The organism is Actinophytocola sediminis, from assembly GCF_054779715.1.
Genome location: NZ_BAAGXS010000010.1, coordinates 91,880 through 112,521, shown reverse-complemented (window position 1 = coordinate 112,521; position 20,642 = coordinate 91,880). Strand labels below are relative to the sequence as shown.

Annotated in this window: 15 protein-coding genes and 1 pseudogene; 8 read left to right on the top strand and 8 right to left on the bottom strand. The window is 69.0% G+C overall.

The genetic code is table 11. The features are described 5' to 3' along the window. Positions 1 to 79 precede the first annotated feature (79 nt). The 5 genes and pseudogenes from ACYVIP_RS06455 to ACYVIP_RS06435 all read left to right on the top strand — a co-directional run bounded on the left by ACYVIP_RS06455 (position 80) and on the right by ACYVIP_RS06435 (position 6,528). The gene (locus ACYVIP_RS06455; RefSeq protein WP_460393052.1) at positions 80 to 334 is read left to right on the top strand and encodes a hypothetical protein; all 255 of its coding nucleotides are present in this window, start codon (positions 80 to 82) and stop codon (positions 332 to 334) included. Beyond that, complete coding sequence (locus ACYVIP_RS06450; protein ID WP_460393050.1) at positions 331 to 1,428, top strand: glycosyl hydrolase family 18 protein; 1,098 nt, start codon at positions 331 to 333, stop codon at positions 1,426 to 1,428. Before ACYVIP_RS06455 ends, ACYVIP_RS06450 begins: the two co-directional genes overlap by 4 nt. Before the next feature lie 64 nt (positions 1,429 to 1,492). Next, a pseudogene (locus ACYVIP_RS06445) lies at positions 1,493 to 2,249 on the top strand (DUF5753 domain-containing protein). A 210-nt stretch (positions 2,250 to 2,459) separates the two neighbouring features. Further along, positions 2,460 to 5,879, top strand: a complete 3,420-nt coding sequence (locus ACYVIP_RS06440) for a DNA/RNA non-specific endonuclease (RefSeq protein WP_460393048.1) — start codon at positions 2,460 to 2,462, stop codon at positions 5,877 to 5,879. Between the two features lie 160 nt (positions 5,880 to 6,039). Next, on the top strand, positions 6,040 to 6,528 hold the full coding sequence (locus ACYVIP_RS06435; RefSeq protein WP_460393046.1) for a hypothetical protein: 489 nt from the start codon (positions 6,040 to 6,042) through the stop codon (positions 6,526 to 6,528). A 4-nt stretch (positions 6,529 to 6,532) separates the two neighbouring features. On the opposite strand, the gene ACYVIP_RS06430 is transcribed toward ACYVIP_RS06435, so the two are convergent. After that, positions 6,533 to 9,454, bottom strand: a complete 2,922-nt coding sequence (locus tag ACYVIP_RS06430; RefSeq protein ID WP_460393044.1) for a M36 family metallopeptidase — start codon at positions 9,452 to 9,454, stop codon at positions 6,533 to 6,535. A gap of 207 nt (positions 9,455 to 9,661) precedes the next feature. Between ACYVIP_RS06430 and ACYVIP_RS06425 the strand changes: the two genes are divergently transcribed. The 3 genes from ACYVIP_RS06425 to ACYVIP_RS06415 all read left to right on the top strand — a co-directional run bounded on the left by ACYVIP_RS06425 (position 9,662) and on the right by ACYVIP_RS06415 (position 12,708). Then, entirely contained in the window at positions 9,662 to 10,528 is an 867-nt protein-coding gene (locus tag ACYVIP_RS06425; RefSeq protein WP_460393042.1) for a DUF4394 domain-containing protein, read from the top strand. A 70-nt stretch (positions 10,529 to 10,598) separates the two neighbouring features. Then, positions 10,599 to 11,756, top strand: a complete 1,158-nt coding sequence (locus tag ACYVIP_RS06420; protein WP_460393041.1) for a damage-control phosphatase ARMT1 family protein — start codon at positions 10,599 to 10,601, stop codon at positions 11,754 to 11,756. Between the two features lie 118 nt (positions 11,757 to 11,874). After that, complete coding sequence (locus tag ACYVIP_RS06415) at positions 11,875 to 12,708, top strand: alpha/beta hydrolase (RefSeq protein ID WP_460393040.1); 834 nt, start codon at positions 11,875 to 11,877, stop codon at positions 12,706 to 12,708. A 93-nt stretch (positions 12,709 to 12,801) separates the two neighbouring features. Here the strand turns inward: ACYVIP_RS06415 and ACYVIP_RS06410 are convergent, their stop codons facing one another. From ACYVIP_RS06410 to ACYVIP_RS06380, 7 genes are read right to left on the bottom strand one after another with little or no spacing between them, the layout of a single operon-like run. After that, positions 12,802 to 14,151, bottom strand: a complete 1,350-nt coding sequence (locus ACYVIP_RS06410; RefSeq protein ID WP_460393037.1) for an amidase family protein — start codon at positions 14,149 to 14,151, stop codon at positions 12,802 to 12,804. Beyond that, a complete protein-coding gene (locus ACYVIP_RS06405) occupies positions 14,148 to 15,629 on the bottom strand; it encodes an ABC transporter substrate-binding protein (RefSeq protein WP_460393035.1) in 1,482 nt (493 codons plus the stop codon). The genes ACYVIP_RS06410 and ACYVIP_RS06405 overlap by 4 nt, the downstream gene beginning before the upstream one ends. Positions 15,630 to 15,632: 3 nt before the next feature. Next, positions 15,633 to 16,751 carry a branched-chain amino acid ABC transporter permease gene (locus ACYVIP_RS06400; protein WP_460393033.1) on the bottom strand — a complete coding sequence of 373 codons (1,119 nt, stop codon included), beginning with the start codon at positions 16,749 to 16,751 and terminating at the stop codon, positions 15,633 to 15,635. After that, positions 16,751 to 17,806, bottom strand: coding sequence for a branched-chain amino acid ABC transporter permease (locus ACYVIP_RS06395; protein WP_460393031.1), 1,056 nt, complete (start codon positions 17,804 to 17,806; stop codon positions 16,751 to 16,753). Before ACYVIP_RS06395 ends, ACYVIP_RS06400 begins: the two co-directional genes overlap by 1 nt. A gap of 33 nt (positions 17,807 to 17,839) precedes the next feature. Then, complete coding sequence (locus tag ACYVIP_RS06390; protein ID WP_460393029.1) at positions 17,840 to 18,550, bottom strand: ABC transporter ATP-binding protein; 711 nt, start codon at positions 18,548 to 18,550, stop codon at positions 17,840 to 17,842. After that, entirely contained in the window at positions 18,547 to 19,314 is a 768-nt protein-coding gene (locus ACYVIP_RS06385) for an ABC transporter ATP-binding protein (RefSeq protein ID WP_460393027.1), read from the bottom strand. Before ACYVIP_RS06385 ends, ACYVIP_RS06390 begins: the two co-directional genes overlap by 4 nt. Continuing rightward, complete coding sequence (locus tag ACYVIP_RS06380) at positions 19,311 to 20,498, bottom strand: CaiB/BaiF CoA transferase family protein (RefSeq protein WP_460393025.1); 1,188 nt, start codon at positions 20,496 to 20,498, stop codon at positions 19,311 to 19,313. Before ACYVIP_RS06380 ends, ACYVIP_RS06385 begins: the two co-directional genes overlap by 4 nt. Between the last annotated feature and the right edge of the window lie 144 nt (positions 20,499 to 20,642).

The following is a 20,642-nucleotide window of genomic DNA, read 5'->3' as shown; positions in this document are numbered from 1 at the left end:
CGCGTACCGCTTGCGCCGGATAGGTCTAGACCAAATACTGGGTCTGCACACCTTTGTCCCCTGCCCCGGAAGGTGACCCATGAGACCGATCCGTCCATTCGCCCTGTTCGCTGTGCTGTGCACGCTCGCGGCCATGGTGGTGACCGCGGCGCCCGCCGCCGCGACCGTACTGCCCAACGGTTTTCGCAGTGTCGGCTACCTGCCGTCCTGGTCGGGCAGCGTCAACGCCGTGCAGTACGGCAAGCTCACCCACATCAACTACGCGTTCGCGTTGCCGAATGCCAACGGCACCCTGCAGGCGATCCCGATCCGGGCAAGCTCTCGTCGCTGGTGAGCCTCGGGCACGCCAACGGGGTCAAGGTCCTGCTGGCCGTCGGCGGCTGGAACGACGGCAACGACTCGGCCTTCGAGGCGCTCGCGGCCAACGCCGGCAGTCGCACCACGTTCGTCAACAGCCTGGTCGGTGTGGTCAACCAGTACAACCTCGATGGCGTGGACATCGACTGGGAGTACCCGCATCCCGGCGCGTCGGCCACCAACTTCACCGCGCTGATGCAGCAGTTGAGCGGCGCCATGCACGGCGCGGGCAAACTGCTGACCGCGGCGGTGGTCTCCGGTGGTGGCACGGCGAGCGGTGTGCAGCCCGCGGTGTTCGGCTACGTCGACTTCCTCAACATCATGGCCTACGACGGTGGTAGTCCGCACGCCAACTACGACTGGTCGATCGAGTCGGCGAACCTCTGGAAGTCCCGAGGGTTGCCGGCGAACAAGACCGTGCTCGGGGTGCCGTTCTACAGTCGCCCCAACTACTACACCTATGCCCAGCTGGTGGCGATGGACCCGGCCAACGCCAACCGGGACTGTGTCAGCGTCGGTGGGGCCCAGCAGTGCTACAACGGTCTGCCGACCATCCGGCGCAAGACCGAGTGGGCGATGGCCAACGCGGGCGGCATCATGAACTGGGAGCTGTCGCAGGACACCACCGGCGCGACGTCGTTGGTGAGCGCGATCTACGAGGTGGCGACCGGCGGTGGCCAGCCGCCGGGTGAGTCCGGGCAGATCACCGGTATCGCGGGCAAGTGCGTCGACGTGGCCGGCGCCAGTTCGGCCGACGGCACCGCCGTGCAACTGTGGACCTGCAACGGCACCAACGCCCAGAGCTGGACGGTCGGTTCGGACGGCACGGTGCGCGCGCTGGGCAAGTGTCTGGACGCGGCCAGCGCGGGCACCGCGAACGGCACCCTGATCCAGCTGTGGACCTGCAACGGCACCGGCGCCCAGACCTGGCAGGCGCAGACCAACGGCACGCTGCGCAACCCGGTGTCCGGCCGCTGCCTGGACGCCACCGACCAGAGCTCGGCCGACGGCACCCGGCTACAGCTGTGGGACTGCTTCGCCGGCAGCAACCAGGTCTGGCACCTCCCCTGACCCGGACGCAGCGAAGGGTCCCTTCACTGCGCTGGGCGCAGCGAAGGAGCCCTTCGCTGCACCGGTGCTTCGCGCCCAGCCTCCGGTCGGTTGCCCGTTACTGGACACCGCTTTCCGGCGTGTCCCCGCCGTCGAGGATGTCGCCGCGTTCCTCGCGGTGTTGGGAGTCGTGGGCGAGGAGAGGGACCGTGTCCTCGACCTCGCCCGCCACGCGGCCGAGCCGAACTGGCTCACCGTGGGCATGCTGGGCATTCCCCAGCAACTCGCGGGCGCGTGGGAATGCGAACGCGCGGCGTCGGCGATCGTTGAATGGACGCCGATGATCATCCCCGGCCTGCTGCAGACCTCGGAGTACGCCCGCGCCACCGCGGTGGCGAGCGGCCTGTCCGAAGGCGATGTCGAGTCGCGGGTGATGGTCCGCAACGGCCGGCGTGAGGTCATCACGCGTCGCAACGCCCCGGTGCTGTTCGAGGCGCTGATCTGTGAGGTCGCCCTGCGGGAGGTGATCGGCGGCACGGAGGTGCTGGCCGAGCAACTCCGTTGGCTGGGCGACATGGCGGAAGAACATCACCGTGCGCGTGGTGCCGCTGCGCGTCGGCTGGCATCCCGGGTTCGCCGGGCCGTTCGTGTTGTACGACTTCCCGGACGCGCCGCCGGTCGTCCACTTCGAGCACTACAGCTCGGGAGCGTTCGTGCCGAACGCCGACGACGTGCAGGCATACCGAGGGGCCGTGGATCGGCTCCGCGAGATCGCGATCAGCCCGGCGGCCTCGACGAGGCGCATCGCGGAGATTGCCACGGAAATGGAGGGCGCGACATGAACGCCACCCGCTGGCACAGGAGATACCAGCGACGGACCGTTCGACTGGGCGATCAGGTCCGTGGTGTTCTGCGTGAGGTGGCCGGGTAGGGTTTTCGCCCGATTGCTGCCGTCGCTCGGGATCGCGGTCGGGCGGGTGACGCTGTGGTGATGGATTGGATACGCCCTGCATGCAACCGTGAGGGCTTGACTCTTCGCGGGATCGTGGGGGGTGTTCATGGTTGCGCCGGCGATGGCGAGGAGACCGGTCCAGGCCACTGCCAAGAGTCCGGTGCCTGCGCCCGTGCGCCGTCCGGTGGCCGCGTCGAGGAACGTGCCGATAGGTGGGGCCGGTAATGCCGCCACGGCCAGAGCACTGAGCAGGTCGACAACACCAACGGCGACAGCGGGGACGTGGGCCGCCAACGCGCAGGACGGTCAGGGCAACGCGTCGGTTGCCGCGCTGTTCGGCCAGCCCGCCCCCGCAACGCAGTCCGGCGGCGGGCAACCTCGGAAACAGTCGGGCTTCTGGGACAAGGCCCGCAACATGCTGGGGCCGGCGAAGTCGTTCATGGCGGACAAGGCATGGGCGTTGCTGGGCCGCCACGCGCCGGAACTGGTGCCGATCCTGCGGCATGGCCTCGGATCGTGGCTGCAGGATCGGCTGGCCAACGCGTTGCACTGGTTGCTCGGGGTGCTCACCGCGCCGGTCAGGGCCGTCACCGGCGTCGCGGACTCGCTCAACAAGCAGTTCGGCCGGCTGGTCGGGTGGATGCGGACCGGCGTGCCTAAGCTCGTCAGCACCGCGTGCAAGAAGATCTCCGACGGCTCAGAAGACGTCGTCAAGGTTGTCGAGGGCATCGAGGCGGCCGAGGACAGGGGGATCGCCAAGCTCAAGGGCCTGACGTCCTCGGCGGGTGGCTTTCTTGGCGGTCTGTGGGAGGACCTCGGCGCACCGGTGGCAACGGTGCTCGGAAATGCTGGTTCGGCGGCGTGGCAGAAGATCCAGCAGGTTGCGCAGTGGCTGTGGGACAGGACCCAGCCGATCCGCGACCTCGGCTCGACGGCGTGGACCTGGCTCAGGAACACCATCGGCATCGGCGAGGGTCCCGAGGGCCGCAACGGCATCATCCAGTGGGTCCAGGCCCGCGCACAGGGGGTGTGGGACTGGCTCAGGTCCAAGCTCGCCACGATTCCCACCCCGCTGAAGGTGGCGGGCGGGGCGTTGCTCGCGCTGTCTCCTGCCGGCCCGGTCCTCGCGGCCGGTGCGGCGGCCTACGGCGTGGTCAAGGGCGCGCGGTGGCTGTGGGACAACCTGAGCGACCCGAACACACTCGTCCGGCTACGCCACACCCTCGTTGACGAGGTTCTGCCGGACTTACGTGCCGGCGTTGGCGCGGTCAAGGACGCGCTCACCTCCGGGGTCACCTGGCTGACCAGCACCCTGACCGAGATCGGCACGGGCCTGCGTGACCTCGCCGGTGCGCTCACCGCCCCGATCCTGGCATCCCTGTCGGATCTGGTGACCTGGCTACGCCAACGACACGACGAGTTGGTCCGCTGGGTCGAGGAGCACGCCCGCCCGCTGGTGGACCTGGTCGCCCGCGCCCTGAACCGCCTGCGGTGGCTGGCCGGACAACTGTTGAGCGTGCTGAAGAAGGTCATCACGGTCGTGGGCAACCCGTTCGGCATCGGCGCGATCGTCACGGGCGCCGTCTGGCTGTCCCTGCCCGCGTGCATGCGCAGCGCGATCCTGAAGTTCCTGCTGCGCCTGGTGCAGGGCGCGTTGCGGTTGATGCCCGCCCCGGCGCTTGGCCCACTCGGAGCCGTCCTCCGGGAAGCCATGATCGGCTTTGTCGACCGTGCGCTGGAAGAACAGAGCCTGGTTCAACTGGAACTGATGGCGAATCGATTCTCCAGGCTGGCCACCAGGGGCAGTTTTGATTTCAGCGTCGGCTATGGGCGCGGCCTCCTCCTCGGGCTCTGGGACGGGATCAGCGGCCCGTTCCGCATGCTGTGGGACATCGGCAAAATGATCAAGAACGCCATGGCCTGGGTACGCGACCTGACCCTGACCGCACTCACCGAGCGAGGTCGAGCCCTGGTCAGAGAGATGAAGTCGGCTTGGAACGAGATCGCCAACGAGATCTGGCCGGCCGTCGAAGCGTTCCTCAAGGGCCCGATGGATCCAGGCAAGATCATCAGGCTGATCAGCGGAATCATCGGCGAGATCGCCGCGGCCGCTCGCGGCGCTGGCTCGGACGTGTTCGACCAGATGACGAAATACCTGAAGCAGTCCGACCGGACGCTCGGCGAATCCGTTGGCAGAATCACGGGCAGCGTCATCTTCGAGGTAGCGCTGATCGTGCTGACCGAAGGTGCCTACGCGGCCAAGACCGCCGTTCACAAAGCGGCCAACCTGTTCGCCAGGGCGATGACCAGGGTCGGCGAGCTACTCAGGACACTGGACGGCCTGCTCCCCAAAGCCAAGAAGGTGCTGGATGCGGCCGCCGACATCGCCGGCAAGAAGAACAGGGCGGCTCAGCGCGTCACCATCGCCTGTAAGAGGCTACTGGACAAACTGCTGGAGTTACTACGCCTGAAGGACCGGGACCCTGACAAGAAGAAGCCCGACCACGAAGCTCCGGACGGGGGCTGGGAAGAAGACCTCGACCTTCGACGAGTGCGGGCAACGTTCAAGACGGATGACGGCGAGACGCACAGCCTCACATTCCACGGCTCCGGCCGCTCCGCCGACCTGATGGTTCGAAGTGACCCGAAAAAGGTAAAAAAACTTGTCTCCCTCAAACATGATACGGAGATCGACAAAGACGTATACGACGCCAGTGTGAAGGTCCGCGACCTGATCGACAAGATCGAGGTGCGTATCAATGAGCACTTCCGAGGGAAAAAGAAGGGCAAATCAAAGGTTCGGAAGATGGGATTCAAGCAAAAGATCAAACGACGCAAAGAGCTGAATAAACTGTACGATGATCTGAAGGAAATTGTCCAGAGTCTCGGCGCGAGTCTGCGAGTTGTCATGGGAATTCCGCGTACCAAGAGGGTGATTTGGAAGAGGCCGACCAGTCATAAATTCGGTAGGTACATGCGGGCACGCATGCTGACAAGAAGACACCGTATCGGAAGTGAGCCAAAGAGGCCCAGTGAATCTAAGACATGGCGAGACACCCTCAGGAGGAGGGCTCATGGTGGCGGCGGTCCCGGTTTCTACTATGTGCAGGGGCATCTGTTAAGTGAAAGCCTAGGCGGTCCAGGAAATTCGCGGAATCTTGCGCCAATAACCGATTATGTCAACACGCGTGATCATGAGCCTGAGGTGGAGAAGCCAATCAAGACAATGGTTCACTATGAGGCCAAAGGTGTAGAATATGAGGTGGTGGCGATCTACGATCGTACGCCGCCCTCTGCGGCTGTCATGAATAACTACCGCCAACGTTGGCAAGGTAGAAGCCCTGAAGAACAGGTGCTACTCATGGCGATTTTCGAAGCCGAGGCCCATATTCCCAGTAGGCTGGAATGCACGTATCAGGTAGTCTGGGACAACGGCGTATACGGCAAAGGCGTCAAAAAGAGCCATGTCGTGCAGAACACAATTGATCAGAACCCGGATAACTACCGGATTCGACCCTGACTGGCATGACCCCCACCCAGTCCTGCCTGCCGTCGCGATGACCATCGTCCCCGGCCAGTCTGCCTGCGGCCTCGGTACGCTGTGACAGGTGTCGGTCTCCCGTCCAAGTCGGGATTCCAGACCCTCCCGGTCGGGACGGGGCGTGCCGGACTCTGGGACGATGAGACGCCTTTCCATCGCCGCCGCGCTGCTCGCGGCCCTGTTCGTCGCCCCGGCCACCGCGTCAGCCACCGCGTCGGCGACCCCGTCCGCCTCCGCCGGCTGTGGCAGCACCGCCGCCGCATGGGTCGACACGTTCACCGGCACCGAGACCTACACCTACAACAGCGGAACCTACGCCCGGGACACGGTCATCGAGATCACCGAGGAGCCGGTGGTCAGCGTCACCGACCCCCACGACAACGGGAACCCCTACGCCAACTGGTATCCCGACGAGTCGCCGGACCTGGTGGACGGCACCCCCTCCTGGACGGTCAACTTCTCCGAGTACTTCCCGTACAAGGGCACCTACAACGAGGACCGCGACTACACCATCACCCAGGTCACCTGCTCCGGCGGCCAGGTGACCGCGTTCAGCGGCACCTTCCTCAAGACCATGACCTGGAACGGCACCAGCACGCAGGTCGAGTCGTTCGCGGTCAGCCGGTAGACCGTCACGACCGGAACGCCTGGAGCTCCGCGACGCGCACAGTCTGGGCCACCGCCGGGTTTCCGGTCGTGCAGTCGCTGGTCGAGCGCGGATCGTCGTGCTGGTCGCCGGCATAGGCCGGGCCGCCGGTGCACTGGTTGGTGAGCACCCGGATCATCAGGTGGGTCGCCAGGGTCGGCGGGATCCGGAACGACCGCATGGTCAGGTCCGGCGCCGTCGGCCTCGGCACGTCGGCAGGGAACGCGTCGGCCGGGCTGGTGTACACCCGCCGGTAGCTCGCCGCGTCGGCGCAGTCCGCGCCGCGGCTGGTGTCACACGCGAGCAGCTCGAACCGGCGCAGCGCGGTGAACCGGTTCTGCCCGCCGGGATCGGGATCGCCGGTGATCGCCGGGCGGAGCAACGCGCTCACCTGGACCCGGCCGACCAGTTGGGGGCTTGAGCCGGCCAGGTCGACCTGGACGCTGCGGCCGGCGACCGGGGTGCCGACCGAGGCCCAGTTGGTCGCCTCGGTGTCGTCGATGAGTCGGTCGAGGTTCACGCCGTCCCCGTCGGCCACCGCGCCCCGGCTGGCGGAGGCGACGTTGGCGGTCAGCGGTGGGGCCACCGTGGCGCGCTCGCCGGGCTTGACCGTGCGCTGGAAACGGGTGCTGCCGAATCCCTCGGCGGCGACCACGAAACCGTAGCGTCCGGGGGCCAGTTCGACGGTGTCGGGAAGCGGTGTCGCCGGGTCGGTGTCGGCGACCGGGACCGAACGGGCCTCGTAGTCACCGACGTACAACCGTGCCGGCGCACCGGTTCCCGTGGGCGCGAACCGGATGGTCGCGTTGCGCGCGGTCGGGGAGGCGAAGCTCGGGGTCGGGTCCGCGTCGGCCGGTCCGTCGCTGGCCGCGTCCCGGCCGAGACCGTGCTGGGCGAACACGTTCCACAGCAAGGAGACGTCCGCCCCGCCGAAGCGCACCTCGTTGGCCGCCAACGTCGCGTCCCGCAGGTCGACGTAGCTCACCGCGCCGCCGGCGGTCAGCAGCAGCGCGTCGAACGCCTGCTGCACCCACCGCCGGTTGCCGGGACAGCGTTCCACCGGCCGGACACCGTCGGCGCAGGCGCGCTGCACGCGCGGCGAACCGAGGCCGTACCGGTCGATCATCGCCTGGCGGAGGTCGAAACTGGTCGCACTCCAGATCTCGCCGTCGGCGTGTACCTGTTGGCCGACCAGGTCGTAGCCGATGTTGCTGTAGTTGAGCGGACTGCGGCTCATGTCGTAGTTGCGGATGCCCGCCCGCGCGTCGCCGGTGACATAGCCGCCGGTGACGTACGGGGTGTCCCCGCGCGGGCGGAAACCGTACTCGTACAGGTACTCCATGGCGAACAGGTCCGAGTGCGACTCGTTCATCGCGCCCGCCTGCGGTCCGGACCAGCCCTGGTCCGGACCGGCGATCAGCCGGCCGCTGATGGCGTGGGAGTACTCGTGCCCGATCACCGACATGTCGTAGTCGCCGTCGACGCACGGCGGGTAGAAACCGCCGGGAGCCGGTTGCCACAGGTACATGTTGGTGGTCGGCGCCACCCCGTCCGGCGGGGTGATCTGGTTGGCGTTGTTGCGGGACGGGAAGTCCGGGGGTGCGCCGCCCGCGCGACCGCCCGCCTGCGCGTTGCCGCGCTCGGCGTCGCCGCCGAGCCCGCCCGCGTCGCCGTTGGCCGCCTGCATGTTCCAGGTCTCCTCGGTGAACCCGAGGTGGTAGGACCAGTCGTGCATCCGGTTGTGCATGGCGAACAGGTTCACCAGCGCGGCGTCGATGTCGTTCTGTTCCTCGCTGGCGAACACCGCGGGGTCGCACCGCTGGGTGAACCACTGGTTGGTCCACGGGTGGGTGTAGTCGCGGGTGGGGCTGGGTGCCGAGGTCCTGGTGCCGACCGTGCCACTGGCCAGGTCGTCCCACTTCTCGGTCGCCCTGGCGGAGTTGCCGGCCGAGGTCTGGCTCGGCGCGCCGGTCACGGGGTCGAGGTCCCACGCGGCGCCGCGGTCGGCGGTGGCCACCGCGCGCTCGCAGCCCCGGGTGTCGACCTGGCACCAGCGCACCCGGGTGTCCCGCGAGGAGTAGTCGGCCGGTGGGTTCGCCGGGAAGACGTCCCACTCGGGGTTGTCCTGGTCGTGATCGGCCTGGTGATCCACGATGTCCTCGCGCAGCAACACCTCGCCGGTTCGCGCGTCCACGTAGGTGGTGTAGCCGGTCGGCTCGACCTCGTCCCGACCGATGACCACGACCTGGTAGGCCGACCTCGGTGCGGCGCCGGGCATCGGCACCGCGCCGAGGCGCACTCGCGGGGTGGCCAGCGCGGTGGCCGGCAGGCCGGCGTCCTCGGCGGCCGTGGCGAGCGCGGCGGCTGGGGTGAGCGTCGCGGGTGCGGGTGCGGTCTGGTCGGGGCTCAGGGTGGAGCTGAGGTACACCACGGCGCCGTCGCGGATGCCGAAGGTGACCAGCCCGTCCACGATCGCGGGCAGCTCACCGAACCGTTGGCGCAGCATGACATACGAGCCTTGGCCCATCGGCCGGCTCACCAGCGTCTCCATCGTGTCGACGCTCGCCGCGGCCAGGCCGAACGCCTCCCGGTTGTCGGTCAGGAACGTGCGGGCGAGCGCCACCGGGTCGGCGTCCCGGCGCTGCGTGGTCGCGTGCGGGCGCAGCGTTCCCGGTGTGCCGTAGCGGTTCCAGCGCACGGTGGCGCTGGTCTGGCCGGCGAGGGTGCGCTGCCTGGCCGACGGCGGCGCCGTGCCGCGGTTGTCGACATCACCGTCCACGGTCACGTCGCCCTGTAGGACAGTTGGTCGCTGCTCGGCGGGCGCGCTCCAGGCAGGGCCGGCGGCCAGGGATCCGGTCGCCAGCGCCACTGTCGCGGCCAGCGTGGTGGCTCTTCGGAGAATGGGCATCGCACGTGCCTCCCTGTTCCGCTTTCGCCGCGTGGCAAGGAACATAGCCCGCCGCCGGCGCGAAATCGGCGGTCGGCGGTCATCACCAGTTGCCAGGTGCGGCCAGCGAACAGTCCACTGAGGACTAACGAGTCACCCGTCCAATCGCTGTCCAGTCCTCGTCCAGTCCCGCGACATAACTTGTGCTCTCCAGCAGGGAGGAACCCCATGACAACCAGAATCAGAAAGCTCATCGCCGCGGCGGCGGCCACCGTGTGCGCCGCCGGGGCCGTCCTGGTCTCCACGGCGGGCAACACCGCCGCCCAGCCGGCCACCCAGGAAGTGTTCGCGATCACCGGTGACGGCGGGCTGATGGCCGCCTTCTACATCAACCGGCCACAGATCCTCAACTGGGTCCGGGCCGTCACCGGGCTCAGCGGCGACGCGGCGTTGGTCGCGATCGACGTCCGGGTACAGGACGGTCTGCTCTACGGCCTGGGTGACCAGGGCGGCATCTACGCGATCAGGACCCCGCCGCAGGTCGACGACGTCAAGCTCACCAAGGTCTCGCAGCTCCAGGTCCCGTTGTACGGCACGGAGTTCGACATCGACTTCAACCCCGCCGCCGACCGGCTGCGGGTGATCAGCGACAACGGCCAGAACCTGCGCCACAACCTGCACGACCACAGCACCGTCGAGGACGGCACGCTGACCGTGCCGCCGAGCCTGGCGGCGGCCAGGGGAGTCACCGCGGCCGCCTACACCAACAACGACCTTGACCCCGGCACCGCGACGACGCTGCTCGACATCTCCACGGTCCTGGACCAGGTGCTGATCCAGTCGCCGCCCAACGAGGGCAAGCTGGTCGCGACCGGTGCGCTCGGGGTCAACGCCGGGCTGGACGCCGGCTTCGACATCTACAGTGACCTCTCCGGCGGCAAGACCGTGTCCGTCGCTGGCTACGCGGCGCTGGTCCCCGTCAGCGGTCCGGCCACGTTCTACTCCGTCAACCTGTTCACCGGCGCGGTGGCCCCGGTGGGTGCGTTCCCGCTGAACATCACCGACATCGCCGTCGCGCTCGACACGAACCCGTAACTCCACAGGAAACGCGATGAGCCCGTCCCCCTCGGGGGCGGGCTCATCGCGGATGTGTGAGAGTGCAGCTGTGCCGACCGCCGAGGAGATCCGCAGCGACACGCCGGGCTCGTTCCCCTGGAGCGTGCTGCACGAGCGCCATCCCGCACTGATCGAGAAGGTGCGCGCCGGCCTGCCCTACCCGCCCGCCATCCGCGGCGCCCTCGACGACCTCGCCGAGGAGCTCACCGGCCCCATCCGCCCGCTGCCCGCCGGCGTCCACGACCACGACCGCTGGGCGGACTGGGGTCGGGGACACATCGGCGAGAGCTGGTACGACGTGCCGTTCCTGTGGGCGGAGAGCTTCTTCTACCGCAAGCTGCTGGCCGCGGTCGACTACTTCACGCCCGGCCCGTGGCGCGGGGTCGATCCGTTCGAGCCGTTCAAGTCCGCCGAACTGGCGACCGGGGAGCTGGCTGCCGACCTGGTCGCGCTGGACGACCTCGGCGCGCTGCCGGCCGCCGGCCAGGACGCTGCCATGCTGACCGCCTCCCTGTGGGGCAACCGCGCCGACCTGGGGTTCCAGGTGTCGGCGCGGCTCGGGCAGGTCGACGGCGGCGCGGGCACCATGGTCGTTGACCAGAGCGCGCGGCTGTGGGCGCTGCTGGCCGATACCGGCCCTGGCACGGTGTGCGTGGTGGCCGACAACGCGGCCAGGGAGCTCGTGCCCGACCTCGTACTGGCCGACCACCTGCTCGCCACCGGGCGGGCGGCCACGGTGCTCCTGCACGTCAAGCCCTGTCCCTACTACGTCTCCGACGCGCTGACCGCCGACGTGGTCGCCGCCCTGCGGACCCTTGCCGGCGCGTCCGGGCGGGCCGCGGCGACCGGCCGCCGGCTCTGGCAGGCGATGGTCGACGGGGTGCTCGTGGTGCGCGCGCACCCGTTCTCCTGCGCGCCGTGGGCCTACGACCGGATGCCGGTCGACCTCGCCGCCGACTTCGCCTCGGCATCGGTGACGATCATGAAGGGCGACCTGAACTACCGGCGGCTGGTCGGCGACCGGGCCTGGCCGGCGGCCACCCCGTTCGCGGCGGTCACCGAGTACTTCCCCGGTTCGGTGGCCGCGGTGCGCACGCTCAAGTCCGACGTCGTGGTCGGCGTGCCCGACGCGGAGCGCGCCCGCCTGGACGCCACCGGTGAGCCGTGGCGGACCGGCGGCACGCACGCGCTGGTCCAGGTGCGGTGACCATCGGTAATTTCACCAGTCTCACCCCGCGTCACTGGTAGCTCACCGGTCGCGTCCGCGACAATTCTCGAGCGGCGTCGCACCCCATTTCCGCTATCGGACACGAGGGAGCAGACCCATGCGATTGCGCGGTGCGATTCTCACCATCCTGGCCACGGTCGGTGCGCTGACCGGTGCCGGCACGGTGGCCGCGGAGCCACCGTCGGCCCTCGGCGGATCCGGCCCGTACGACGCCGGCTACGAGACCACCATCCGGTTGTACAACCACACCATCTACCGCCCCAACACGCTCCCGGCCGGCATCCGGCTGCCGATCGTCGCGTGGGGCAACGGGGCCTGCCGCGCGGACGGCACCTGGTTCCAGAACATCCTGACCGAGTGGGCATCGCACGGTTTCCTGGTGATCGCCAACGGCCGGCCGGGCGGCAGCGGGTCGACCGACGCCGACATGCTCATCGACGCCGTCGACTGGGCGATCGCGGAGAACTCGCGCGTGGGCAGCAAGTACCGGGACAAGATCGACACCAGCAAGGTCGCGGTGATGGGCCAGTCCTGCGGCGGCATCGAGACCTACGAGGTGGCCGAGGACCCGAGGATCACCACCACGGTCCTGTGGAACAGCGGCCTGCTCCGGGACTCGCAGAACTACCTGCTCGGCCGCCTGCACGCGCCGGTCGCCTACTTCGTCGGCGGGCCGAGCGACATCGCCTACCCCAACGCGATGGACGACTGGGACCGGCTGCCCGCCGGGTTGCCGGCGTTCATGGGCAACCTGGACGTCGGCCACTTCGGCACCTACGACCAGCCCAACGGCGGCGAGTTCGGCCGCGTCGGCGGTCACTGGCTGAAATGGCAACTCAAGGGCGACCAGACCAGCCGAGCCCAGTTCGTCGGCCCCACCTGCGCCCTGTGCACCACCGACTGGGACGTACAACAGAAGAACCTGACCTGACCCCGGTCGCTGCTCAACCGCAGCGAAGGGTCCCTTGACTGCGCTGGACGCAGCGAAGGGACCCTTCGCTGCATTGCAGCAGGCGGGGGCGGGTCAGCATCGCGCGGTGGTGATCTGGCTGGCGTCGGTGACCTCGGCCGCCAGGCGGGCGAAGGCCACCGCGACGTGGTCGTGCCGGTGCGGGGCGACGACCTGCACACCGACCGGCAGCCCGTCCTCGGTCAGCCCCGCCGGCAGCACGACCGACGGCAGGCCGAGCACACTGATCAGCCCACACCAGCCGATCGTGCTCATGTGCGGGCGCCGCCGGCCGTCGACCAGCACCGACCGGGTGCCGATGTCACCGTCCTGGTCGTGCGGGAACGCCGGCATCGCGGTGACCGGGCACAGCAGCACGTCGTGGTCGGCGAACCACCGCCGGAACGCCGCCCTGGCCACGGCCCGGTCCTCCGCGCGGGCCAGCCAGCCGCGGTGGGTCGCGGTCGCCGGCGGCACCCCGTCGGCCGGCAGGTTGTAGGCCACCGCCGCCAGGACCATGTCCAGGTGCAGCTGCCACAGGTCGGTGAAGGCGACCGGCGGGGCGGTGTGCTCGACCCGGACCCCGGACGAGGTGAGCGTGTCCACCAGGCGCCCCAGCACCCCGGCGGTCTGCGTGCCCACCGGGCAGGCCGGGTCGTCCAGCCAGGCGGCGACCCGGAACTCCGGCAGCGTCCTCGACGCGGGGCGCGGGAGGTCGGTCAGCACGTCCAGCACCAGCGCCAGGTCCTCGGCGCGGCGGCTGATCGGGCCGAGCACGTTGCCGTCCGGTGGCACCGCGCCGCCGCCGACGTGGTCGATGTAGCCCTCGCCGGGCACCACCCCGACCGACGGCTTCAGCCCGTACACCCCGCAGAAGTGCGCCGGGATCCGGATCGAGCCGGCGATGTCGGACGCGAGGTCGAGCCCGGACAGCCCGGCGGCCACGGCCGAGGCGCTCCCGCCGGAGGACCCGCCCGGCGTGCGGCCGGGATCCCACGGGTTGGCGGTGGTGCCGAAGACCTCGTTGTAGGTCTGGATGTCGCCACACCAGGTCGGCAGGTTCGTCTTGCCGAGCACGATCGCGCCGGCCGCGCGCAGCCGCGCGACGGCGGGCGCGTCCTCGGCCGGCACATGCCCGGCCAGCTCCGGGGAGCCGCCGGTGGTGCGCAGGCCCCCGGTGGCGATCGCGTCCTTCACGGTGATCGGCACGCCGTGCAGCGGTCCGCGCGCCGCCCCGCGCGCGGTCGCCTCGTCGGCCGCCGCCGCCTCGGCCATGGCCCGCTCGGTGTCCAGCGTGACCACGGCGTTCAGCGCGGAGACGGCGATCCGGTCGAGGTAGTGGTCGAGCAGCTCACGGCTGGACACGGACCGGGTCGCCACGGCCCGTGCCAGCTCGCGAGCGCCCGCCGACGCGATCTCGGTCAATTACCCTTGGCCTTCTCCCAGTTGCCGAGCTGACCGCTGTTGTCGATCAGCGGGCCCGCCGACTCGAAGCCGCCGGTCTTGGACGGGGTGGCGCCGGTGTAGGTGTACATGCCGCCCGCCTCGAACGGGTAGGCGTCCTCGAGCCCGTTCACCTTGCCGACCACGCCGTCGACCATCAGCGGGTAGGTCGACTCGAAGGAGTGCGCGGCGATGTTGATGTTCGCCTTGGTCAGGCCGCCCTTCATGGTGGACGCGTCCTGCAGTGCCTGCACGATGTACCAGGCCCAGAACCAGCCGTTCGCGATCTGGGCGTTGTTCGGGTCGAGGCCCGCGGCGGTCACGGTGTCGGTGTACAGCTTGGCGAACTCGGTGTTCGGGTTGTCCGGGTCGTTGGGCGCGTAGTAGTAGCGCACGACGTTGGTGCCGTTGCCGGTCAGTCCCTGCTCGCCGAGCGGGGCGTAGGTCGTCTGGATCTGCGCGCACGGCTGGGCGGCGACCACCACCGGGTCCCAGGAGCTCTTCTCGATGGCGCCGATGGTCTGCGTGCAGAACGTGCCGGCCTCGGCGATCACCACCACGTCGGCCTTGGACGCGGCCGCGCTGGTGACCTCGTTGTCCACGTTGGGCGCGGTCACGTCGTTGGTCTGCTCGTCGATGATCTCGATGCCGTCGGTCTGCGCGACCGCCCGCTTGAAGCCGTTGATGTAGGCCTGGCCCAGCGCGTTGCCGATGGAGATGGTCGCGACCTTGGCGCCCTGCGGGAACTTCTCCTTGATCCAGCTCGCCCAGATGCCGCTCTCGTTGTAGTAGTCCAGGCCGAACCCGGTCGTCCACGGGTGGTTGGTCGGGTCGCCGAACTCGTTGTCCGACGCGGCGACCATGTAGTGGCCGATGCAGTTCTTGTCGGTGTAGTCGACCAGGTTCAGGTTGTTGGGCGAGCCGAGGACCGCGAAGCTCGCCGCGTAGTCACCGGACTGCACCGCCTCCTCGACGTTCTTGCGCGTCTGGTCCGGTTGGTACTGGTCGTCCTTGACGTCGATGGAGACCTTGCGGCCCTGGATGCCGCCGTTCTTGTTCACGTGGTCGAAGTAGGTCTTGATACCACCGCTGATCGCGCCGTACGCGGCCAGCGCGCCGGAGTGCGGCATGCTGGTGAACAGCTTGATCTCATCCGCCGTGATGCCCGTGTTGTTGTCCCATGTGGACGGACAGTCGCTCAGGTCGAGCTCGAAGCCGCCCGGTCCGGTGTAGACACACCCTTCGGACTGGCCCCACTTCGCGGCCTCCGGGTTCGGCGTCGGCACACTGCCGTCCGACGGCGGGGAGCCGGACTCCTTGGGGGTGGTCTCCGACGGGCCGCACTTCTGTTCGTCGGCGGCCTGTTTGGCTTCCTCGTGCGAGCAGGCGACCGCCGTCGACGCCGTGGCCAGTGCGATGGCCAGGGTGACGAGGCGTCGTTGCCAGGTGGAACGGGACATGGTTCAGCTCTCTCTCACAGCCGGTTGGTCGGTCTGGGCGCGGGCGGTGAACCGGTACCGCTCCCAGTCGCGTGGTGGGCGGGGGACGATCTCGACGATCCGGCGGCGCAGCCGCTTGAGTCCGTCGATCACCCCGCCGGGCAACAGGAACACGAACGCGATGAGCAGGGCGCCGGACAGGATGCCGACGATCTGGCCGCCGTCCGGTCGCCCGCCGAGCAGGTCGAGCGACTCGGCCCAGTCGGCGATGTAGGTACGCAGGATGACGAACACGATGGCGCCCGGGATCGCGCCGGCGATCGACGCGCTGCCGCCGGCGATCAGCGCCACCAGCAGGAAGATGGACAGGTACAGGTCAAAGCGCGTGTCCGAGACCGCTGGCAGCTGGATGACCAGCAGCGAGCCGGCCACCCCGGCGAACGCGGCGCTGACCGCGAAGGCGAAGATCTTGATCCGCGCGACCGGGATGCCCGAGGCCGCGGCCGACAGTGGCGCGTCCCGCACGGCGTGCATGGCACGGCCGACCCGGCTGCGCACGATGTTGTGCGCGATCAGGAACATCAGCGCGGCCACCGCGAGGATCGCGTAGTAGTGGTCGGTCGGCGGACCGGTCGGAGTGTAGGGATTGACGAAGAACCAGTCCGGCGCGGTCATCTCCTCGTTGGCGAACTTGCCGTTCGGGCCTCCTGTGAAGCTGGGGAACTTGTTGACCAGCACCGGGAACAGCGCCGCGACGGCGATGGTGACCGTCGCCAGGTACAGCCCTCGGATGCGCAGCGCCGGGATACCGACGATGGCGCCCGCGAGCAGGCAGACCAGCACGCTGACCGGGATCGTGGCCAGGTAGGGCCAGTCGTGGTCGGCCACCAGGATGATCGTGGTGTAGCCGCCGAGACCGACGAACGCGCTGTGGCCGATGGAGATCTGTCCACAGTGGCCGACCAGCAGGCCGAGGCCGAGGATCGCCACGCTGTAGCAGACGATCTGGGTGATCGTCTCGATCTGGGCGACCGACGAGATCGTCAGCGGGAGCACGATCAGGAACGCGGCGCCGAGCAACCCGGCGCCCCAACGCAGCCGGCGATGGGCGCCGCTGGCTTCGGTAACGATGAACGCGGCCATCACACACGATCCTGGGTACGGCGGCCGAGCAGGCCGGATGGTTTGAACTGCAACACGGCGATGATCACCAGGAACGCGCAGCCGAGCGCGAACTCCCCGCCGAGCCACGGGAGGTAGCCGGTGAGCAGGGCGATCGCCAACCCGGTCACCACTCCGCCGACCAGCGCGCCCGCGATGCTGTCCAGGCCGCCGAGGGTGGCCGCGGCGAACGCGTAGATGAGGATCTTGTCCATGAACGTCGGGTCGAGGTAGGTCGTCGGCGCGGCCAGGCAGCCGGCGAGCGTGCCGACCGCGGCGGCGATGACCCAGCTGCTCTGCACTGTTCGTCCGATGTGGATACCCAGCAGCCGCGAGGAGGCCACACTGCTTGCCACACAGCGGAACGCGAGACCGAGGCGGCTGCGGGACAGCGTCAGGTGCAGCGCCACGACCACCGCGATGGCGACCAGCGCGGTGCCGATGTTGGTGTAGTACAGCCGGGCGCCGCCGATCGCGAGGTAGTCCCCGGAGTCGGTCGGGAACAGGGTCGGGAACCCGCGCGGGTCAAAGCCCCACAGCAACGCGGCGAGCGCGTTGAGCGCGAGGTAGAGGGCGAGGGTGACGATGATGATCGGCAGGTGGTTGCTCGGGTCGAACGGGCGGATCAGCACCCGCTCGATGCCGGCGGCGGCGACCGAGGAGACCACCATGCCGATCAGGATCGCCACGATCAGCGGCATCGCCCACTTGTCCACCGCGGTGAAGGCGAGGAACGTGCCGAACATCGCCATCGCGCCCTGCGCGAAGTTGATCACGCCGGTGGCCTTGAACACCAGCACCAGCGCGAGCGCGACCATGCCGTAGAGCACGCCGTTGGTCGCGCCGTCGAACACGCGCTGGAGATAGAGCGTGAGACCGCCGTCGATGATCGCGTAGACGGAGAAGACCGCCAGCAGCGCGCTGACGACACCGAGGCTCTTGGCGGCCGACCGGCGGCGCCGCGCGGCGAGCACGTCGCCGCCTCGGGGTCGCCGGCCGGTCGGACTGTCCGGCCTGCCCGTGGTGGTGATCGCCACTTGGCACCCTCCTTTGGGTGTGGGACGGGGGGGTTAGTAGCCGAGGTAGGCTCGGCGCACGGACTCGTCGTCGCGCAGCCGGTCGGCCTCGCCGGTGACGGCGACCGCGCCCGCCTCCAGCACGTAGCCGCGCGACGCCATGCCCAGCGCGAGGGCGGCGTTCTGTTCGACGACGACCATGGCGACCGCGCGTTCCTCCCCGACCATGGCCAGCACGTCGAACAGCTGCCGCACGACGATCGGCGCGAGACCGAGCGACGGCTCGTCGAGCAGCAACAGCCTGGGATTGCTCATCAACGCCCTGGCGATGGCCAGCATCTGCTGCTCGCCGCCGCTGAGGCTGCCGGCCAGCGTCGAGCGCCGCTTGGCCAGCGCGGGGAAGACCTCGTACCAGTAGCGGACATCGGCCTCGATGTCCTTGTCGCGTCGGATGTAGCCGCCGGCGCGGATGTTGTCCTCGACGCTGAGGTCGACCAGCGTGCCGCGACCCTGCGGGACCATCGACACGCCCCGGCGCACGATGTCGTAGGTGTTGGCGCCGATCGGGGCGCCGGCGAACAGGATGGTGCCCTCGGTGCGCACGAGTTGGCAGATGGACCGCAGCAGGGTGGTCTTGCCGGCGCCGTTCGCGCCGAGCACCACGACCACCTCGCCGTCGGCCACGGTCAGGTCGACGCCGTGCAGGCACTCGACATCGCCGTAGAACGCGTGCACGTCCCGGAGTTCGAGCAACGTGTCGGTCATACCGGCGCTCCGAGGTAGGCCTCGACGAGCTCGGGGGAGTCCCGCAGCTCGGCGGGCGTGCCGGCGACCAGGTTGGCGCCGAGGTCCAGCGCGACCACGTAGTCGGAGATCCCCATGACGAACTGCATGTGGTGTTCCACCAGCAGCAGGGACATGTCGTGGTCGTCGCGCAGCTTGGTCAGCATGTCGCCCAGTTCCCGGACATCGCCGTGGGTCAGGCCGCTTGCCGGCTCGTCGAGCAGCAGCAGGCGTGGCTCGGCGACCAGTGCGCGGGCCAGCTCGACCCGCTTGAGCGTGCCGAAGGGCAGCCCGGTGCACTCCCGGTGCGCGACGTCGGTGATGTCGAAGTAGTCGAGCATCGCGTAGGCGCGGGCGCGCACCTCGCGGTCCTCGACGCGGGCCGGGCGGCCGAGCACCGAGGACGCGAAGCCGACCCTGCCCTTGGCGTACCGGCCGACCATCACGTTCTCCAGCACGGTCATTCCCTGCCAGAGCGCGAGGTTCTGGAAGGTGCGGGCGATCCCGAGCCCACTCAGCTGGGCGGCCTCCAGCGCGAGCAGGTCGTGCTCGGCGAATCCGATCCGGCCGGCGGCCGGGTGGACCAGCCTGCTGATCGCGTTGAACGCGGTGGTCTTCCCAGCGCCGTTCGGTCCGATGAGGGCACAGATCTGTCCTTCCCGGACACCGAACGAGACCCCGTCCAGCGCGGTCACCCCACCGAACCGGACCACCAGACCCTCGACATGCAGTAAGTCGGTACTCATATGACCCCCTCCGTGCGCAGGGTGGCCAGCTCGTGCTGGTCGACGTTGGCCAGGGTGGTGAGTACAGCCTCGGTGTCGGCGCCGAGCTCCGGTCCGATGTGGTCGATCTCGCCCGGGGTGCGGGAGAACTTCGGCACCACGCCGTTCATCGGCAGCTCCGTGCCGCCCGTGGTCTGCCGCCACAGGATCATGTCCCTGGCGGCGAAGTGCTTGTCGGTGAGGATCGAGGCCGCCGTGTTGATCATGCCGACCGGGACTCCGTGCTGTTGCAGGAGATCGACCAGGTCCGTGCTCGCGCGCGTCCTGGTCCAGTCGCCGATCAGGGTGTCCAGCTCGACCATCGCCGCACCGCGTGCCTCGTGGGTGGCGTACCTGGTGTCGGTCGCCAGCTCCGGGTGGCCCATGGCCTCGGTGAGCCTGCCGAACACCGAGTCCGCGTTCGCCGCGATGACCACCTCGGCGTCGTCCGCCGTCGGGTACACATTGGACGGTGCGACGCCGGGGAGCACGCTGCCACTGCGGGTCCGGATCACGCCGCCGACGTGGAAGTCCGCGAGCATGGACTCCATCAGCGCGAACACCGCCTCGTAGATGGCGACGTCGACCTCCTGGCCACGGCCGCTGGTGCCCCGCTCGGTCAGCGCGGCGAGCGTGCCGATCACGGCGAACAGCGCGGCGAGGGAGTCGCCGAGGCTGATCCCCGATCGTGCCGGGGTGTCGTTGGGTGAGCCGGTGGTGTGCCGGATGCCGCCGACCGCCTCGGCCACGCTGCCGAACCCGGCGTGCCCGGCGCTGGGGCCGCTCTGGCCGAAGCCGGACACGTGCACCACCACCACGCCGGGGTTGACCGCGCGCAGCCGCTCGTAGTCCAACCCCCAGCGGTCCATGGTGCCCGGGCGGAAGTTCTCCAGCACCACGTCGCAGTTCTCGACGAGCCGACGCAACAGTCCCTGGCCGGGCTCGCCACGCAGGTCGACGGTCACCGACTTCTTGTTGCGCGCGATGGCCGGCCACCACAGTGACTCGCCGTCCTTGGTGATTCCCCAGCGGCGCATGGGATCGCCGGTGTTCGGCGGCTCGATCTTGATGACTTCGGCGCCGTAGTCGGCAAGTAACTGGCCGGCGAAGGGACCGGCGATGAAGCTGCCAAGCTCCAGGACTCTGACTCCGCTCAGGGGACCCAACGATGCGCCACCTCTCGACTCGACTGAGGGCATATTGCACACAATCCGAGCTTCGAAACAAGAGTCTCCTGCGGACTTGTTCGCCAGAGAGGCAAAATTGTATGCTAAATCGTGCTTACAGCGTCGTACGTCGTTACCTGGGCA

What these genes read in the sequence shown, in the direction of transcription:
- ACYVIP_RS06405 (WP_460393035.1), bottom strand. Translation starts at nt 15,629, where the DNA reads ATGTCCCGTTCCACCTGGCAACGACGCCTCGTCACCCTGGCCATCGCA.
- ACYVIP_RS06390 (WP_460393029.1), bottom strand. Translation starts at nt 18,550, where the DNA reads ATGACCGACACGTTGCTCGAACTCCGGGACGTGCACGCGTTCTACGGC.
- ACYVIP_RS06400 (WP_460393033.1), bottom strand. Translation starts at nt 16,751, where the DNA reads ATGGCCGCGTTCATCGTTACCGAAGCCAGCGGCGCCCATCGCCGGCTG.
- ACYVIP_RS06385 (WP_460393027.1), bottom strand. Translation starts at nt 19,314, where the DNA reads ATGAGTACCGACTTACTGCATGTCGAGGGTCTGGTGGTCCGGTTCGGT.
- ACYVIP_RS06430 (WP_460393044.1), bottom strand. Translation starts at nt 9,454, where the DNA reads ATGCCCATTCTCCGAAGAGCCACCACGCTGGCCGCGACAGTGGCGCTG.
- ACYVIP_RS06425 (WP_460393042.1), top strand. Translation starts at nt 9,662, where the DNA reads ATGACAACCAGAATCAGAAAGCTCATCGCCGCGGCGGCGGCCACCGTG.
- ACYVIP_RS06435 (WP_460393046.1), top strand. Translation starts at nt 6,040, where the DNA reads ATGAGACGCCTTTCCATCGCCGCCGCGCTGCTCGCGGCCCTGTTCGTC.
- ACYVIP_RS06415 (WP_460393040.1), top strand. Translation starts at nt 11,875, where the DNA reads ATGCGATTGCGCGGTGCGATTCTCACCATCCTGGCCACGGTCGGTGCG.
- ACYVIP_RS06455 (WP_460393052.1), top strand. Translation starts at nt 80, where the DNA reads ATGAGACCGATCCGTCCATTCGCCCTGTTCGCTGTGCTGTGCACGCTC.